The sequence below is a fragment of the Gordonia sp. YC-XJ4 genome (assembly GCF_059511865.1).
Window position 1 is genome coordinate 2,692,697 of the sequence record NZ_CM183447.1, and the last position, 17,025, is coordinate 2,709,721.

Consider the following 17,025-nt stretch of genomic DNA (forward strand, 5'->3'; position numbering starts at 1 on the left):
CATGAACCGGACCATCAGCGTCGTGGTCGTCGACGATCACCCGTTCTTCCGGGACGGCCTGTCGCGAGGACTGTCGGCCAGCGGTCGCATCCGGGTGGTCGGGGAGGCCGGGGATGCGCGGTCGGGGATCACCACGATCGGCGAACTGCAGCCCGACGTCGCCGTCGTCGACTACCAGATGCCCGGCATGACGGGTATCGATCTCGTCCACGCGGTGACCCGGGACGGAGTCTCCACCAAGGTGCTGCTCCTCTCGGCGGTCAGCGATTCGGGGGTCGTGTTCGACGCGCTGCGCGAGGGTGCGGCGGGCTACATGTCGAAGGACGCCGACCGCGACGCCATCGTCGGCGCGGTCGAGCGGGTCGCGCGCGGCGAGACGGTCGTGCCACCCGAGCTCGCCGCCGGTCTCGTCACCCAGATCCGGGCGCACGCCGCTCCCGGTGCACCGACACTCAGTGAGCGAGAAAGCCAGGTGCTCAACGGTTTCGCGCGAGGCCTGTCCATTCCGCAGATCGCCGCCGAGCTCTACATCGGTGCGTCGACCGTCAAGACCCACGCGGGCAACCTCTATCAGAAGCTCGGTGTCTCCGATCGTGCCGCCGCGGTCGCCGAGGGCATGCGGCAACACCTCATCGAATGAGTCGGGAACCTCTCGGGCGATGGCGGCCACGCGGGTTTTCCGCACCGGGTCTCGGTGAGCCGGCACTCGACCGCATCCTCTACGAACACGCCCTGCTCGGCCTGCGTGTGCAGGTGGTGGTGCGGCTGACGCTGGCGGTGTTCATGACGCTTGTCGTCGCCCTCGATCCGCCCGCGCACCTGTTGGTGCCGACCTGGGCGGTCGTCGGCGCCTACGTGGTGTGGGCGGTGGCCAGCATCGTGCCCGCACGACGTGCCGGCCGGCGGACGCTGTACTGGGCGTGGCTGGCGCTGTTGGTCGATCTGGTCGCCCTCACCACCGTCGCGTCCTTCGCCGCCGCCTCCGACGCCACCAGTTGGACCTCGGACGTTCTGCTCACCGGCTTCGCGCTGCTCCCGATGGCGGCGGCGACGCAGTTGCGGCCGGCAGTGTGTGCCGCGATCGCGGTACCGACCGCGCTGGTGTTCTTCGTCACCAGTGCTGCTGCGCGAACGGCCAACGGCGAACCCTGGTCGTCGGTGTCGTTGCACACGATGGTGATCGCCGGCCTCGGGCTCGCCGCGGTGCTGCTCTCGCGGGTTGCGCGCTCGCGGGTGATCACCATCGCCTCGCTGGCTCGTGAGCGGGCGCAACTGCTCGAGGACGCGCTGCGCGTCGAGGCGCGCGAGCGGCAGGCGCTGGCCGAGGCGCTGCACGACGGCGCCCTGCAGTACGTGCTCGGTGCACGCGCCGAGATGGACGCGGTCCGCCGGGGCGATCCGGTGGCGATCGACCGGGTCGAGGTCGCCCTCGCCGAATCCGGCCGGTTGCTGCGGTCGACGTTGACGGCACTGACCCCGGCCGTCCTCGAGCATCACGGGTTGGCCGTCGCGGTCACCGAACTCGCCCGCACCGCCCAGACATCCTCGGGAGTGACGGTGCTCGTCGACGCCGCGGCGTGGCCGGATCGGCCGACGCCGGTCGACCGGCTGCTGTTCGCGGCGGCCCGCGAACTGCTCACGAACGTGATCAAACATGCCCGTGCACATCGGGTGGAACTCACGCTCGAGTACGCCGACGGGCGGGCGCGGCTGATCGTCGTGGACGACGGCATCGGCGTCGCCGAGGACGACGTGTCGGGCGAGCGCCTCGACGCCCAGATGGCCACCGGCCACCTCGGGCTCGCCTCGCGCCGGGTTCGGCTGGCGGCCGCGGGCGGATCACTGTCGGTTCGGGCCCGCCCCGGGGGCGGGACCGTGGCGATCGCGACGGTGCCGGCAGACCGCTGAGCCGACCCGCCGAGTCGGTCCTCCGATTGCCGTTCGGCTCTCACGACACGCGCAACGTGCGGGGAATGTTCGGAGCAATTCGGCGTGACCACACCCGTCACATCAGTCCCAGGATCGTCGTCGGGGGCCGCGGCGGTCGTCGCCCGGCGCGATTGCCGCATTGTCGTGTCGGCCTCGACACACCGCGCTCACCAGCGGTTATGGTCGCAACCATGCGGGTTGATGGGGTACGGTGATGCCCGATCGACCCGCCCTCCGGCGGGCGGTCCGCGGGCAACCTACAGCACCGCCTTCGCGGCGCTTGGCAGGGGTGGCCCTCGCAAATGCCTGCTCACGTGGGTACGGTCGCTTTCGCCGCACCAAATCGGTGAGTGCCGGTCGTGGCGATCCGTCGCAGCGACCCACCGCACCCGCTCACAAGCGGCCACACGCCACCGGGCACCACACGGTGCCGGTGCAGTCCAGATCGATAACGAAAGACGGAGGAACCCGTGGCGCTTCCCCAGTTGACAGACGAGCAGCGCGCCGCTGCGTTGGAGAAGGCTGCTGCCGCCCGCCGAGCGCGCGCCGAGCTCAAAGAGCGTCTCAAGCGTGGTGGCACCGACCTCAAGCAGGTGCTCAAGGATGCCGAAGATGACGAGATCTTGGGCAAGATGAAGGTCTCGGCCCTGCTCGAAGCCCTGCCGAAGGTCGGCAAGGTCAAGGCGCAGGAGATCATGAACGAGCTGGAGATCGCCCCGACGCGCCGCCTGCGCGGTCTCGGCGATCGTCAGCGCAAGGCGTTGCTCGAGAAGTTCAGCTCCTGACCGAGCTCAACGAACACAGCAGCGTGATGGGCCAGCCCACACGTACGAGGGGCCGACTGGTGGTACTGGTCGGCCCCTCTGCTGTGGGCAAGTCGACGGTCGTCGCCAGGGTTCGGGAGCTGGTTCCCGACCTGTGGTTCAGCGTCTCGGCGACCACCCGCGATCCCCGCCCCGGAGAGGTCGACGGCCGCGATTATCACTTCGTGTCGCGCGCCGACTTCGACCGCATGATCGCCGACGGCGAGTTGCTCGAGTGGGCCGACATCCACGGCGGGTTGCAGCGTTCGGGGACGCCGCTGCGTCCCGTGGAGCAGGCGCTGGAGTCCGGCGTGCCCGTGTTGCTGGAAGTCGACCTGGTCGGTGCCCGCAATGTGCGACGCCGACTCCCCGAGGCGCACCTGGTCTTCCTGGCGCCGCCGAGCTGGGACGAACTGGAATCACGATTGCGTGGTCGGGGTACCGAAACGCCCGAGGCGATCGACGCCCGACTGGCCACCGCGCGCACCGAGATGGCTGCTCAGGACGAGTTCGATCACGTCATCGTCAACTCCCGAGTCGACCGCGCCGCCGACGAATTGGTATCCTTGCTGGTCGGACCCGAATCAGCGGCGAGCTGACCGCCGCAGGCGCCGACGACGCCGGTTCCCGCCCGGACATCAACCCCAACAGACTTCCAACCTCACAGACTTTCCACCCCGACAACTCCCAGGAGTTCGCGTGAGCACGCAGACCAACTTCGACATGACCGAGATCGCCGACGCACCGGCCTACGACACCCCGTTGGGGATCACCAACCCTCCGATCGACGACCTCCTCGAGCGCGCTTCATCGAAGTACGCGCTGGTCATCTACGCGGCCAAGCGCGCCCGGCAGATCAACGACTACTACAACCAGCTCGGCGACGGCATTCTCGAGTACGTCGGCCCGCTCGTCGAGCCGGGCCTGCAGGAGAAGCCCCTGTCGATCGCGATGCGCGAGATCCACTCCGACCTGCTCGAGCACACCGAGGGCGAGTAGGAACCCCGCGGGCCCGCAGATGACCGCAGCGACGACCGGCCCGGCAGCACGCGGCCGCAAGCGCATCCTGATCGGGGTGGGCGGTGGGATCGCCGCCTACAAGGTGTGCTCGCTGATCCGGCACTTCACCGAGGACGGCCACGACGTCCGGGTCGCGCCGACGCGCAACGCGCTGGAGTTCGTCGGCGCCGCGACCTTCGAGGCGCTCTCCGGTAACCCGGTCAGCACCGAGGTCTTCGACGGCGTCGACGAGGTCGTCCACGTGCGGCTCGGCCAGGGCGCCGACCTGGTGATCATCGCCCCGGCGACCGCCGATCTGCTCTCCCGCGCCGCGACCGGCCGCGCCGACGACCTGCTCACCGCCTCGCTGCTGGTGGCGACGTGTCCGGTGCTGTTCGTGCCCGCGATGCACACCGAGATGTGGCGCCATCCCGCCACCCAGGCCAACGTCGCGACGCTGCGGGAGCGCGGCAACATCGTCATGACGCCCGCCTCGGGCCGGCTCACCGGGACCGACAGCGGACCCGGGCGACTGCCCGAGCCGCAGGAGATCGCCCTCATCGGTGAGCTCCTGCTCGACCGCGCCGACGCACTGCCGCACGATCTCGCCGGGGTACGCGTGCTGATCAGCGCGGGCGGCACCCGCGAGCCGCTCGACCCGGTCCGTTTCCTCGGCAATCACAGCTCCGGCAAACAGGGTTTCGCGCTCGCGCGCGCGGCCGCACAGCGCGGTGCCGAGGTCACCGTGGTGGCCGGGTCGACCGCCGGGGCCGGTGAACCCGCCGCCGTCGAGGTCGTCCCGATCGACAGCGCGCGTGAACTCGCCGCCGAGATGACCCACCGTGCCGCCGATGCCGACGTCGTCATCATGGCGGCCGCGGTCGCCGACTTCCGTCCGGTGTCCACCGCGGAATCCAAGATCAAGAAGGGCGACGCGGGGCCGGCTCCGGTCGAGTTGACCACCAATCCCGACATCCTGCGCGGACTCGTCGAGGCCCGCGACGCGGGGGCCATCCCGGTCGAGACGGTGATCGTGGGTTTCGCCGCCGAGACCGGCGACGAGACCGGCGGTGTCCTCGACCACGGGCGGGCCAAGCTCAAGCGCAAGGGGTGCGATCTCCTGGTGGTCAACGCCGTGGGAAATGGCAAGGCATTCGGCACCGAGGACAACACCGGGTGGCTGCTGTCGGCGCACGGCGAGGAGACCGCACTGCCGATGGGCACCAAAACACTCATGGCGAGCAGGATCCTTGACGCGGTCCGCTCCCTGGTGCCTGATGGATCGGGCACCGCAACGCCCGTCACGCACACGTCGTGACCCCTGTGTAGTTTTGTCTACGATCACCGGCGACGTCCGCACGTCGCCGTCACGACCTCGAGAGGATCCGATGTCCAGCTCTGCGTCCCGCCTTTTCACCAGCGAGTCCGTCACCGAGGGACACCCGGACAAGATCTGTGACGCGATCAGCGACTCGATCCTCGACGCCATCCTCGATCAGGACCCCAAGGCCCGCGTCGCGGTGGAGACCCTGGTCACCACCGGACAGGTGCACGTCGCCGGCGAGGTGACGACCAGCGCCTACGTCGACATCCCGGGCATCGTCCGCGGCAAGATCCTCGACATCGGCTACGACTCGTCGACCAAGGGCTTCGACGGCGCGTCGTGCGGTGTGAACGTGGCCATCGGCGCGCAGTCGCCGGACATCGCGGGCGGCGTGTTCAACTCCCACGAGAACCGCAGCGGCATCTCCGAGGACGAGATCGACGCCCAGGGCGCGGGCGACCAGGGCTTGATGTTCGGTTACGCCACCAACGAGACCCCGGAGTACATGCCGGTGCCCATCGCGTTGGCCCATCGCCTGTCGCGCCGCCTGACCGAGGTCCGCAAGTCCGGTGCACTGCCGTATCTGCGCCCCGACGGCAAGACCCAGGTCACCATCGAATACGACGGCGACAAGCCGGTCCGCCTCGACACGGTCGTGCTCTCCACACAGCACGCCGCCGACATCGACCTGGACAACATGCTCACCCCCGACATCCAGAGCCAGGTCGTCGACCCGGTTCTGGCCGAGCTCGATCTGCCGGGTCTGACCACCGACGGTTACCGGCTGCTGGTGAACCCGACCGGCAAGTTCGTGCTCGGTGGTCCGATGGGCGACGCCGGGCTGACCGGCCGCAAGATCATCGTCGACACCTATGGCGGCATGGCCCGTCACGGTGGTGGCGCATTCTCCGGCAAGGACCCGTCGAAGGTCGACCGCAGCGCCGCCTACGCGATGCGCTGGGTCGCCAAGAACGCGATCGCCGCGGGACTCGCCGACCGTATCGAGGTGCAGGTCGCCTACGCCATCGGCCGCGCCGCCCCGGTGGGCTTGTTCGTCGAGACCTTCGGCACCGAGAAGACCGACCCGGTGGTCATCCGCCGCGCGATCTCCGAGACATTCGACCTGCGTCCGCTGGCGATCATCCGCGACCTGGATCTGCTGCGCCCGATCTACGGACCGACCGCCGCCTACGGCCACTTCGGCCGTACCGACGTCGACCTCCCGTGGGAGCGCACCGACCGCGCCGAGAAGCTCCGCGCGGCCGCCGGACTGTAGTCCCCGCGTTGGCGGCCGGTGGTGACCGCGCCGGGGCCCGTGAGCGTGCACACTCCGCACCCATCGCCCGCGTCCTGCCGATGCTGGGGCTCGCCCACCTCGACCGGCCGTTCGACTACCTGATCGACACCGACCAGGACGACGACGCCGTCCCGGGCGTGCGGGTACGGGTCCGCTTCGCCGGCCGGCTCGTCGACGGTTTCCTCCTCGAACGGATCGACGACTCCGACCACGAGGGGCGCCTGGGCTGGATCGAACGGATCGTGTCGGCGGAGCCGGTGCTCTCGGCCGAGATCGCACACGTGTGTCGCGCTGTCGCCGACCGGTATGCGGGCACGATGTCCGACGTCCTGCGATTGGCCGTCCCACCCCGCCACGCGCGCACCGAGGCGCAACCGACCCCCATGCCGAGCACGGAGGTGGTGGCGCCCGACCGCAGTGCCTGGCAGGCCTATCGCACCGGCGCGGCGTTCCTGGAGTCGTTGGCATCGTCGAATCCGCGGGCGGTATGGCAGGCCACCCCGGGAGAGAGCTGGCCGCATCGGCTCGCCGATCTCGCCGCGCTGACCGCCGCCGCCGGTCGTGGCGTGGTCATCGTCGTTCCCGACCAACGCGACCTCGATCGCCTTTCGGCGGCCTGCGAGCCGCTGCTGGGCGATCGCTGCGTCACCCTGGCCGCCGGTCTGGGGCCGACCGCCCGCTACCGCCGGTGGCTGGCGGTACGGCGCGGAGGAGCCGACGTCGTCCTCGGCACGCGCAGCGCGATCTTCGCGCCCGTGCACGATCTCGGGTTGATCGTGGTGTGGGACGACGGTGACGACAGCCTCAACGAACCGCGCGCACCGTATCCGCACCCCCGGGAGGTCGCGGTGCTGCGCGCCCATCACGAGCAGGCCGGGCTGGTGATCGGCGGCTACGCGCGCACCGCCGAGGCGCAGGCACTCGTCGTCTCGGGCTGGGCGCACGATCTCGTCGCCGACCGCGCCGTCGTCCGCGAACGTGGTGCCGCGATCGAGGCCATCACCGACGAGGACGTCCGCGTTGCGCGGGACCCGTTGGCGCACACCGCACGTATCCCGGCGGTCGCCTTCGATGCCGCGCGGCGCGCGCTGGCCGCCGACGCGCCGGTGCTGTTCAGTGTCCCGCGGCGCGGGTACATCCCGTCGCTGGCCTGTGCCCGCTGCCGCGAACACGCCCGCTGCCGGGCATGCCACGGCCCGTTGCAGATGGACGTCCACGGATCGTTGTCCTGCCGGTGGTGCGGGCGTCCCGAGACCAACTTCCGATGCCCGGAGTGCGGCGGCACCCGCGTCCGCGCCCTCACCGTCGGCGCCCGCCGGACGGCCGAGGAACTCGGCCGGGCCTTCGCCGGCGCGCCGGTCGTCACCAGCGGCGGGACCGGCGTCGTCGACGAAGTGGAGCCGGGACCGCGCGTGGTGGTCGCCACGCCCGGGGCCGAACCGGTCGCGCCGGGCGGTTACGGGGCCGCGGTCATCCTCGACACCTGGGCTCAGCTCGACCGCGCCGATCTGCGCGCCGAAGAAGATGCCGTGCGCCGGTGGATGGCCGTCGGCGCGCTGGTCCGGGCCCGGCGGCAGGGCGGGACGATGGTCATCGTCGCCGACTCGACGCTGCATCCGGTACAAGCCCTGATCCGTTGGGACCCGGTCGGTTTCGCCGAGACCGAACTCGGGCGTCGCGTCGAGCTCGGCTTCCCGCCCGCGGTCACGATGGCCTCGATCGACGGTCCGGCCGAGCTGGTCACCGGTTTCGTCGACCAGATCGAGTTGCCCGACGGCGCCGACACCTTGGGCCCGGTCCCGCTGCCCGACGGTGTCCGTCCGCCCGCGGGCAGCGCCGACTGGGACCGGCCGGGCGGGCACGGCGCTCCCGACGAGATCGAACGGGTGCTGATCCGCACCGACCGCCGCGAAGGTCGCCGGCTGGCCGAGGCCCTGCGCGCCGCGCACATCCGGCGCAACGCGCAACGCGAGACCGGACCGATCCGGGTCCAGATCGATCCGCCTACGATCGGATGAACGCCGCGCACGTCGTGCGTGGGTCGAGATGGTCGAGCGAGTGGAGGAAACCGGCGTGAGAATCGTGTTCGCAGGAACACCGGAGGTCGCGGTGCCGTCGCTGCGACGGCTCATCGAGGGTTCCGAGCACGACGTCGTCGGAGTCATCTCCCGTCCGGATGCGGTCTCGGGACGCGGCCGCAAGGTGCACCGGGCGCCGGTCGCCGAACTCGCCGACACCCACGGCATCCCGGTCATCACCCCACGACGTCTCGGTGAACCCGAGGTCGCCGAGACGCTGCAGGGCTGGGCGCCCGACGCCGGGGCGGTCGTGGCCTACGGCGGGCTCGTGCCGCCGCCCCTGCTCGAGCTGCCCACCCACGGCTGGATCAACCTGCATTTCTCGGTGCTGCCCGCATGGCGGGGAGCGGCGCCGGTCCAGGCGGCGATCGCCGCCGGTGACGCCACCACCGGAGCCAGCACCTTCCGCCTCGAGAAGGGCCTCGACACCGGGCCGGTGTACGGGGTGCTGACCGAGACCATCCGCGACACCGACACCAGCGGTGAACTCCTCGACCGTCTCGCCGACGCCGGGGCGGGTCTGCTCGTCGACACCTTGTCGGGGATCGAGGCGGGGGCGCTGACCCCGGTTCCGCAGCCGGCCGACGGCGTCAGCCACGCCCCGAAGGTCGAGGTCGACGACGCCCGGGTGCGGTGGGACCTGCCCGCGCACATCATCGATCGCCGTATTCGCGCGCACACCCCGGCACCGGGCGCGTGGACCACCCACGGTGACCTCCGACTCAAACTCGGGCCGGTCTCGATTGCGGATTCGACGGCACCCGAAAAGTTGGCGCCGGGTGAGGTCCACGTGACGAAGAAGGCCGTGTTCGTCGGGACGGGCACCACCCCGGTCCGCCTGGGCCCGGTGCAGGCACCAGGGAAGAAGCCGATGCCGGCGACCGACTGGGCGCGTGGCGCCCGCCTCGACGAGGGGAGTGTGCTCGGATGAGCAGACCACGCGGTGACCGCAACGGGTCCAACCGCAGCGGGACCGATCGGGGCAATCATCGTTCCGGTCCGGGTCGCGGCTCCCGTAACGATCCGAAGGTGCGGGACAAGGCGGTCGATCCGGTCCGCGAGACCGCCCGCGATGTGTTGCGTGCCGTCCGTGAGCGCGACGCCTACGCCAACCTCGTGCTGCCGAAGATGTTGCGGGAGCGCCACATCAGCGGTCGAGACGCCGCACTGGCCACCGAACTGACCTATGGTTCGGCACGCGCACAGGGCATCCTCGACGCGGTCATCGCCGCCGCCGCGAACCGCCCGGTCGACGAAATCGACGGCAAGCTGCTCGACGTGCTCCGGCTGGGCACCTATCAGCTGTTGCGCACCCGGGTCGGTGCCCACGCGGCCGTCGACACCTCGGTGGACCTGGTCCGGTCCGAAGCCGGCATCGGGCCCGCCGGATTCGTGAACGCGGTGCTGCGCAAGGTCTCTCAGCGCGACGAGGAGCTGTGGGTCGATCTACTCGCCCCGTCCATGGCCGACGACCTGATCGGTCACCTGGCCTTCCGCTATGCGCATCCGCGGTGGATCGCGGAGGTGTTCTACGACGCCCTCGGCGGTTCGTTCGGGCAATTGCAGGCCGCGCTCGCCGCCGACGACGAGCGGCCACCGGTGCACCTCGTCGCGCGGCCCGGTTTCATCACGGCCGAGGAACTCGCGCTGACCAGCGGGGGAGAGATCGGCAGATACTCGCCGTACTGTGTCTACCTGCCCGGCGGCGATCCCGGTGACGTGGAGGCAATCCGGCAGGGCTACGCCGGCGTGCAGGATGAGGGCAGCCAGTTGGTGGCGCGGGCGGTGACGGTGGCCGACATCGGGGCCGACGGCGGTCGGTGGCTCGACATGTGTGCCGGGCCTGGCGGCAAGGCCGCCCTGATCGGTGCGCTCGCCGACATCGACAACGCGCACCTCGACGCCATCGAGGTCAGCGAGCATCGCGCCGACCTCATTCGCGGTGTGGTGCGCGATCTCCCGGTCGACGTCCATGTGGCCGATGCGCGCGATGTCACCGCCCACACCGGACTCGAGCCCGGCTTCGACCGGATTCTGCTCGACGCCCCGTGTACCGGCCTGGGATCGTTGCGCCGGCGGCCCGAGGCGCGGTGGCGCCGGCAGCCGACCGATGTTCCCGAACTCGTTGCGCTGCAACGAGAGTTGCTGACCGAGGCGCTGCGGCTGGTTCGTCCCGGCGGGGTGGTGCTGTACTCCACGTGCTCCCCGCACCCGGCGGAGACCACCGACCTGGTGTCGAGCGTGCTCGAATCGGTCACGACCGCACGCCAACTCGATGCGCGGCCACTCGTCGGCGCCATCGAACTCGGCGAGGGTCCGCATGTGCAGCTGTGGCCACACATCCATGGCACCGACGCGATGTTCCTCGCCGCGCTGACGCGCGGCTGAGACGCGTGGACCGAGGAGCTGACGGGACCGGGTCAGACGGCGACGTCCTCGGCCGTCGCCGACCGCCATACCTCCACGGCGTCGGTGACCGGGAGCCCGAGTGCGTCACAAATGGCCACCACGGTGCCGAAACTGGGGGTGGCGATCCGGCCCACCTCGATCTTGCGCAGCGTCTCCGGCGAGATTCCCGCATCTCGCGCAATCGTTTCCGGGTCACGGCCGGCGCGGGCGCCGCGGAGCAGTGCGCCGAGCCGGCGGCCGGCCTCGACTTGTTCGGGGGTCAGTGGAACGCGCACCATGCCGGCCATCATAGCCGGTATTACTGTACCGATCCATGGTAGCGTCGACGGGTATAGAAATACCGATGTGGTTCCGACCGATGCGATCCGAGTGGAGTGCGATGATCGAACTGAAGTCCCCGGCCGAGATCGACAAGATCGCAGTCACCGGCCGCTTCGTCGCCGAAGTCCTGCACGAGATCGGCGGCCGGGCCCGGCCCGGGGTGAACCTGCTCGACCTCGAAGCGCACGCCCGCACGATGCTCGACACTCGGGGTGCCCGGTCGTGCTATTGGGATTACTCGCCCTCGTTCGGTCGTGGCCCCTTCCGCAACGTGATCTGCCTGTCGGTGAACGACGCTGTGCTCCATGGTCTTCCGCACGACCATGTGCTGGCCGACGGGGATGTGCTGACCATGGATCTCGCGGTGTCGATCGACGGATGGGTCGCCGATGCGGCGGTGACCACCCAGGTCGGCACCGTCGACGACGAGGTGAGCGCCCTGATCGATTCGACGCGTCGTGCACTGGCCGCGGGAATCGAGAAGGCGGTGCCACAGGGCCGTCTCGGCGACATCTCCGCCGCGATCGGTGCGGTCGCCCACGCCGACGGCTACCGCGTCAACACCGACTTCGGCGGACACGGACTCGGGCGGACCATGCACGAGGACCCACACATCCCGAACACGGGGCGCGCCGGACGCGGCATCCGCCTCAAGTCGGGGATGGTGCTCGCCCTCGAGCCGTGGTGGGGCCTGGGTACCGACGAACTCGTGGTCGACCCCGACGGGTGGACCCTGCGTCTGGCCGACGGACGCGTCGGCGCCCACACCGAGCACACCGTGGCGATCACCGACGACGGACCGCGCATCCTCACGGGGGTATGACCGATCCGGGGTATGGCCGATCCGGGGGTATGGCCGATCCGGGGGGCATGACCCGTCCGGCAATTACCGATCCGGCACCAGGGTGCCCTGGTGATACAGCGCCACCCAGTGCCCACCGTCTTCCTGCCCACCGTCCTCCTGCCCACCGTCGTACCGCCAGATCGTTGCCCGGCGCGACACCCTCTCACCCTGGTGCAGCGTATAGGTGACCAGCTGGGTGGCAGGGGTGATGCTGCGCACCACGAAATCCTCGACGCGCCAGTTCTCTTCGAGGTCGGTCGCGGCTGTGGTGCTGGCATGACGCCGGGCGAGCACCGACCACACGTATTCGCGGTCGTAGCGGCTGCCCGAGGCGCCGACCTCCGAGAAGTCCACATCGGTCATCCGGTCGAATTCGGCGCGGGAGAGGCCGCGCTCCCATCGGTGAAAGATCGGTTCACACCGCCACAGGGCCTCGGCGACCCCACCGGTGTCCTCGCCCGGGACCCCGCCGGTGTCGTTGTTCGAGACCTCGTCGTCCATGGTGTCGAGTGTCGCACCGGCGGCGATCGGTGGGCGCCAAACCCGACTTCGTCGGTGCCGCCCGGCCGCGTATGTTGTCTGCCATGAGTTCCCCGATTGCCCCGATGATCGCCCCGTCGATCCTCTCGGCCGACTTCGCCAACCTCGCCGCCGAGGCCGACGCGGTCTCCGGACCGGGACCCTCGCGCGCCGACTGGTTGCACGTGGACGTGATGGACGCCCACTTCGTCCCCAACCTCACCCTCGGGCTGCCGGTCGTGGAGAGCCTGCTCAAGGCCACCGACATCCCACTCGACTGCCACCTGATGATCGACGACCCCGGTCGCTGGGCCCCGCCGTACGCCGAGGCGGGCGCCTACAACGTCACCTTCCACGCCGAGGCGACCGACGACCCGGTCGCCGTGGCCAAGGACATCCGGGCCGCGGGCGGAAAAGCCGGTCTCGCCCTCAAACCGGGCACCGCGCTCGAGCCGTACCTGGCGATCCTGCGGGACTTCGACACCCTGCTCGTGATGAGCGTCGAACCGGGTTTCGGCGGCCAGAAGTTCATGCCGGAGGTGCTCGACAAGGTGCGCGAGATCCGCACGATCGTCGACGCCGGCGAGTTGCGGCTGCTCGTGGAGATCGACGGGGGCATCCACGACGGGACGATCGCCGAGGCCGCCGAGGCCGGCGTCGACTGCTTCGTCGCCGGGTCCGCGGTCTACGGTCCCGCCGACGCCGGTGCCGCCGTCGCGGCGTTGCGTGAGAAGGCAACGGCCGCACGGGTACACGCTCACTGACAACCATGATCCCCGACGAGGCGGTGCTGGCCGCCGCGATGCGTGAGGCCGTCGCCGAATCGCGAGCGGCACTCGGTGGGGTGTCGCCGAATCCGGCGGTCGGCGCCGTGTTGCTGGCGCCGGACGGTACCGAGATCGCACGCGGTCACACCCAGCCGCCGGGCGGTGCGCACGCCGAGATCGAGGCGCTGCGCCGCGCCGGGGATGCGGCGCGCGGCGCGACCGCGGTGGTCACCCTCGAGCCGTGCAATCACACCGGGCGCACAGGTCCGTGCGCCCAGGCATTGATCGAGGCGGGTGTGGCCCGGGTGGTCTACGCCGTCGGCGACCCGAATCCGACCGCGGCGGGTGGTGCGGACCGGTTGCGTGCGGCGGGGATCGAGGTGATCGCGGGCGTCGGTGCCCTCGACGCACGGTCGGGGCCGTTGCGCGGCTGGCTGTTTCGCCAACGGTTCGGACGCCCGCTGGTCACCGCGAAGATCGCGTCCACCCTCGACGGCCGGATCGCCGCGCCGGACGGCACGAGTCAGTGGATCACCGGGCCGCAGGCACGCGCCCGGGCCCATCGGCAGCGCGCCGAACTCGACGCGATCATCGTCGGCACCGGGACCGTCGTCGCCGACGACCCCGCACTGACCGCCCGGTTGCCCGACGGCACGCCGCATGCCCACCAACCCATCCGGGTTGCCATGGGGGAGCGCGACATTCCCGACGGCGCCCGGATTCGTGACGCCACGGTGGGTGGGTTCCGGCATGTCCGCACCCACGATCCGGTCGAGGTGCTCGCGGCGCTGGACGACACGACGTGGGTGCTGGTGGAGGGTGGCCCGGGGATCATCGGCGCGTTCCTCGACGCCGACCTGGTCGACGAGGTCGACAGCTATGTGGCGCCGACGATCCTGGGTGCCGGGCCGTCGGCGGTCGAACGGGCCGCGACGATCACGCTCGCCGACGCAACCGAACTACATCTGGCCGACGTCGAACGACTCGGTGACGACGTCCTGATCCGGAGTGTGTGCGACCGGTTACTGCCGTGAGCGTTACTGCCGTGAGCGCTTGCGGGCGCCGTTGCGCCCCAGGATCCAGCCCGCGAGCAGGCCGCCGAGCGCGACGATGGTGAGGATCAGCCACTGCCATGAGCTGATGGAGAACATCAGGAACCGCACCTGCACGTGCTGGGTGTTCTGGGCGATGAAGATGATCGCGACGATCACCAGGATCAGCGGGAGCCAAAAGCGTTTCAGGAGTCCGAGGACCATCTCGCCGGGTGTTCGAGCAGCGGGTCCGGTGGATGTCCGCGTCGAGTTGTCGGCCATGCTGGCGTCGCCTTTCGCCGTATACCGGGTCCGAGAATCCAGACCTGGTGTGGTGAATCGTAGCGCAGTGGCGCTCGTCGCTGTGCGACAGTTGAACCCGCCTCACCGCGTAAGTGGACCGCCGTACTGGTTGGGTCCGCGACCTCGTGCTAGCGTCGATACGTACGTTCTCGGGGCGGGGTGAAACTCCCCACCGGCGGTGATGGTGGCGCACAGGCGACACCGAGCCCGCGAGCGCCCGTCCACCCGGACGGGGACAGCAGATTCCGGTGTGAATCCGGAGCCGACGGTCATAGTCCGGATGCGAGAGAACAAGACGGCCCTACGCCGTCCTGTCTGCTCCGAGCGAGCTCGACAGGAGGTAGAAGGTGTTCACAGGCATCGTCGAGGAACTGGGCACCATCGTCGGCCGAGATGATCTCACCGACGCGGCCCGACTCACCATTCGTGGCCCGCGGGTCACCTCCGACGCCGGATTCGGCGATTCGATCGCGGTCAACGGCGTGTGTCTGACGGTCGTCGAATTCGACGACCAGCAGTTCACCGTCGATGTGATGGCCGAAACCCTCCGCCGCAGTTCGCTCGATCGTCTCGGACCGGGCAGCTCGGTCAACCTCGAACGCGCCTTGCGCGCCGACGGCCGGTTCGGCGGTCACATCGTGCAGGGGCACGTGGACGGCACCGGGACCGTCGTGGCGATCACCCCCTCCCAGAATTGGACGGTCGTACGCATCGGCGTCGATCCGCACCTGAGCCGCTATCTCGTGGAGAAGGGCTCGATCACCGTTGACGGTGTCTCGCTGACCGTCTCGGCGATCGGCGCCGGGAGCGAAGCGAGCGGGCCGGGGGAGATCGGCGCCGGGAGCGAAGCGAGCGGGCCGGGTGACTGGTTCGAGATCTCGTTGATCCCCACCACTTTGCAGGAGACCACTCTGGGGTCGGCGTCGGTCGGCGCGGTGGTCAATCTCGAGGTCGACGTCCTCGCCAAATACGTCGAACGACTCCAGGCGACCCGCGCCGAGTCGATCCGAACCCAGAACACAGCCGGCACGGCAGAGGTGAAGTGATGAGCGAGACCGTCAGCGACGAGACCGTGAGTGAATCAACAAGTGCAGCAGTGCATCTGGATACCGTCGAGCGTGCGATCGCCGACATCGCGGCCGGCAGGGCCGTCGTGGTGGTCGACGATGAGGATCGCGAGAACGAGGGTGATCTGATCTTCGCCGCGGAAAAGGCCACCCCCGAGCTCGTGGCGTTCATGGTGCGCTACACCTCGGGGTATCTGTGTGTGCCGCTGGCCGGTGACGACTGTGATCGGCTGGGACTCCCGCCGATGTACTCGATGAACCAGGACAAGCACGGCACCGCCTACACCGTCACCGTCGACGCGCGGGAGGGCATCGGCACCGGGATCAGCGCCTCGGATCGGGCGACGACGATGCGGTTGCTGGCCGATCCGGCGAGTACCGCGGGCGATTTCACCCGTCCGGGCCATGTGGTCCCGTTGCGCGCCAAGGAGGGTGGCGTGTTGCGCCGGCCCGGACACACCGAGGCGGCCGTGGATCTCGCCCGGCTGGCCGGTCTCGCACCGGCGGGGGTGATCTGTGAGGTGGTGTCGCAAAAGGACGTCGGGTCGATGGCCCAGACCGACGAGCTGCGCATCTTCGCCGACGAGCATGATCTCGCGTTGATCTCGATCGCCGACCTGATCGCGTGGCGACGCCGTCACGAGAAGCATGTGGTCCGCGTCGCCGATGCCCGCATCCCCACCCGGCACGGGGATTTCCGAGCCGTCGGATACACCAGCATCCACGACGACGTCGAGCATGTGGCACTGGTGATGGGTGATCTCGCCGGAGCCGACGGCAGCGGCAGTGATGTGCTGGTGCGGGTGCATTCCGAATGCCTCACCGGCGATGTCTTCGGTTCGCTGCGCTGCGATTGCGGTCCGCAGCTCGATGCCGCGATGGAGATGGTTGCCGCCGAGGGGCGCGGGGTGGTGCTGTACATGCGCGGTCATGAGGGGCGCGGCATCGGCCTGCTGCACAAGTTGCAGGCCTACCAGTTGCAGGACGCGGGCTCGGACACCGTCGATGCGAATCTGCAGCTCGGTCTGCCCGCCGACTCCCGCGACTACGGTCTGGGCGCACAGATCCTCGTCGACCTCGGGGTCACCTCGATGCGCCTGCTCACCAACAATCCGGCCAAGCGGGTGGGACTCGACGGGTACGGGTTGCATATCGTGGAGCGCGTGCCGATGCCGGTGCGGGCGAACAAGGAGAATCTGCGGTATCTGCGGACCAAGCGTGACCGGATGGGTCACGATCTCGACGGTCTGGAGAACTGGGACGGTCCGGACAACTGGGATCCGCACGGCACACTGGATTCGGCGGCCGGAGACGGCGGACCGGCATGAGCCGCG

At 69.8% G+C, this 17,025-nt stretch carries 18 protein-coding genes and 1 riboswitch; of the genes, 15 read left to right on the forward strand and 3 right to left on the reverse strand.

Annotated elements, in window-relative coordinates; translation table 11 throughout:
* Nucleotide 1: 1 nt before the first annotated feature.
* The 10 genes from AC5ZH6_RS11930 to AC5ZH6_RS11975 all read left to right on the forward strand — a co-directional run bounded on the left by AC5ZH6_RS11930 (nucleotide 2) and on the right by AC5ZH6_RS11975 (nucleotide 10,818).
* A complete protein-coding gene (locus AC5ZH6_RS11930; RefSeq protein WP_211545008.1) occupies nucleotides 2-640 on the forward strand; it encodes a response regulator in 639 nt (212 codons plus the stop codon).
* On the forward strand, nucleotides 637-1,908 hold the full coding sequence (locus tag AC5ZH6_RS11935) for a sensor histidine kinase (protein ID WP_211545007.1): 1,272 nt from the start codon (nucleotides 637-639) through the stop codon (nucleotides 1,906-1,908). The genes AC5ZH6_RS11930 and AC5ZH6_RS11935 overlap by 4 nt, the downstream gene beginning before the upstream one ends.
* A gap of 491 nt (nucleotides 1,909-2,399) precedes the next feature.
* Nucleotides 2,400-2,714 carry an integration host factor, actinobacterial type gene (gene mihF, locus AC5ZH6_RS11940; protein WP_006370261.1) on the forward strand — a complete coding sequence of 105 codons (315 nt, stop codon included), beginning with the start codon at nucleotides 2,400-2,402 and terminating at the stop codon, nucleotides 2,712-2,714.
* 26 nt (nucleotides 2,715-2,740) lie between these two features.
* Entirely contained in the window at nucleotides 2,741-3,331 is a 591-nt protein-coding gene (gene gmk, locus AC5ZH6_RS11945) for a guanylate kinase (RefSeq protein WP_014359925.1), read from the forward strand.
* A 100-nt stretch (nucleotides 3,332-3,431) separates the two neighbouring features.
* Nucleotides 3,432-3,731 carry a DNA-directed RNA polymerase subunit omega gene (rpoZ, locus tag AC5ZH6_RS11950; RefSeq protein WP_006370263.1) on the forward strand — a complete coding sequence of 100 codons (300 nt, stop codon included), beginning with the start codon at nucleotides 3,432-3,434 and terminating at the stop codon, nucleotides 3,729-3,731.
* Nucleotides 3,732-3,750: 19 nt separating this feature from the next.
* Complete coding sequence (gene coaBC / locus AC5ZH6_RS11955) at nucleotides 3,751-5,049, forward strand: bifunctional phosphopantothenoylcysteine decarboxylase/phosphopantothenate--cysteine ligase CoaBC (protein ID WP_006370264.1); 1,299 nt, start codon at nucleotides 3,751-3,753, stop codon at nucleotides 5,047-5,049.
* Between the two features lie 70 nt (nucleotides 5,050-5,119).
* On the forward strand, nucleotides 5,120-6,331 hold the full coding sequence (gene metK / locus AC5ZH6_RS11960; RefSeq protein ID WP_006370265.1) for a methionine adenosyltransferase: 1,212 nt from the start codon (nucleotides 5,120-5,122) through the stop codon (nucleotides 6,329-6,331).
* 8 nt (nucleotides 6,332-6,339) lie between these two features.
* Entirely contained in the window at nucleotides 6,340-8,370 is a 2,031-nt protein-coding gene (locus AC5ZH6_RS11965) for a primosomal protein N' (RefSeq protein WP_428841855.1), read from the forward strand.
* 55 nt (nucleotides 8,371-8,425) lie between these two features.
* Nucleotides 8,426-9,361 carry a methionyl-tRNA formyltransferase gene (gene fmt, locus AC5ZH6_RS11970; RefSeq protein ID WP_211545006.1) on the forward strand — a complete coding sequence of 312 codons (936 nt, stop codon included), beginning with the start codon at nucleotides 8,426-8,428 and terminating at the stop codon, nucleotides 9,359-9,361.
* Nucleotides 9,358-10,818: an RsmB/NOP family class I SAM-dependent RNA methyltransferase gene (locus tag AC5ZH6_RS11975; protein WP_094600473.1), complete on the forward strand. Its 1,461-nt coding sequence runs from the start codon at nucleotides 9,358-9,360 to the stop codon at nucleotides 10,816-10,818. Before fmt ends, AC5ZH6_RS11975 begins: the two co-directional genes overlap by 4 nt.
* Nucleotides 10,819-10,850: 32 nt before the next feature.
* Here AC5ZH6_RS11975 and AC5ZH6_RS11980 read toward each other — a convergent pair whose 3' ends face one another.
* On the reverse strand, nucleotides 10,851-11,117 hold the full coding sequence (locus AC5ZH6_RS11980) for a helix-turn-helix transcriptional regulator (RefSeq protein WP_014359929.1): 267 nt from the start codon (nucleotides 11,115-11,117) through the stop codon (nucleotides 10,851-10,853).
* 101 nt (nucleotides 11,118-11,218) lie between these two features.
* Here AC5ZH6_RS11980 and map point away from each other — a divergent pair, with 101 nt between their 5' ends.
* Entirely contained in the window at nucleotides 11,219-11,983 is a 765-nt protein-coding gene (map, locus tag AC5ZH6_RS11985) for a type I methionyl aminopeptidase (RefSeq protein ID WP_165776290.1), read from the forward strand.
* Between the two features lie 63 nt (nucleotides 11,984-12,046).
* Here the strand turns inward: map and AC5ZH6_RS11990 are convergent, their stop codons facing one another.
* Nucleotides 12,047-12,505, reverse strand: coding sequence for a nuclear transport factor 2 family protein (locus AC5ZH6_RS11990; protein WP_496169052.1), 459 nt, complete (start codon nucleotides 12,503-12,505; stop codon nucleotides 12,047-12,049).
* A 104-nt stretch (nucleotides 12,506-12,609) separates the two neighbouring features.
* Here AC5ZH6_RS11990 and rpe point away from each other — a divergent pair, with 104 nt between their 5' ends.
* A complete protein-coding gene (gene rpe, locus AC5ZH6_RS11995; protein ID WP_193361617.1) occupies nucleotides 12,610-13,287 on the forward strand; it encodes a ribulose-phosphate 3-epimerase in 678 nt (225 codons plus the stop codon).
* Between the two features lie 5 nt (nucleotides 13,288-13,292).
* Entirely contained in the window at nucleotides 13,293-14,324 is a 1,032-nt protein-coding gene (ribD, locus tag AC5ZH6_RS12000; protein ID WP_094600476.1) for a bifunctional diaminohydroxyphosphoribosylaminopyrimidine deaminase/5-amino-6-(5-phosphoribosylamino)uracil reductase RibD, read from the forward strand.
* A gap of 3 nt (nucleotides 14,325-14,327) precedes the next feature.
* On the opposite strand, the gene AC5ZH6_RS12005 is transcribed toward ribD, so the two are convergent.
* Entirely contained in the window at nucleotides 14,328-14,603 is a 276-nt protein-coding gene (locus AC5ZH6_RS12005) for a lipopolysaccharide assembly protein LapA domain-containing protein (protein WP_006370278.1), read from the reverse strand.
* A 162-nt stretch (nucleotides 14,604-14,765) separates the two neighbouring features.
* Nucleotides 14,766-14,920, forward strand: a riboswitch (FMN riboswitch).
* Nucleotides 14,921-14,971: 51 nt separating this feature from the next.
* Between AC5ZH6_RS12005 and AC5ZH6_RS12010 the strand changes: the two genes are divergently transcribed.
* On the forward strand, nucleotides 14,972-15,670 hold the full coding sequence (locus tag AC5ZH6_RS12010; RefSeq protein ID WP_094600477.1) for a riboflavin synthase: 699 nt from the start codon (nucleotides 14,972-14,974) through the stop codon (nucleotides 15,668-15,670).
* Nucleotides 15,670-17,019, forward strand: coding sequence for a bifunctional 3,4-dihydroxy-2-butanone-4-phosphate synthase/GTP cyclohydrolase II (locus tag AC5ZH6_RS12015; RefSeq protein ID WP_020171408.1), 1,350 nt, complete (start codon nucleotides 15,670-15,672; stop codon nucleotides 17,017-17,019). The genes AC5ZH6_RS12010 and AC5ZH6_RS12015 overlap by 1 nt, the downstream gene beginning before the upstream one ends.
* Nucleotides 17,020-17,025: the final 6 nt, after the last annotated feature.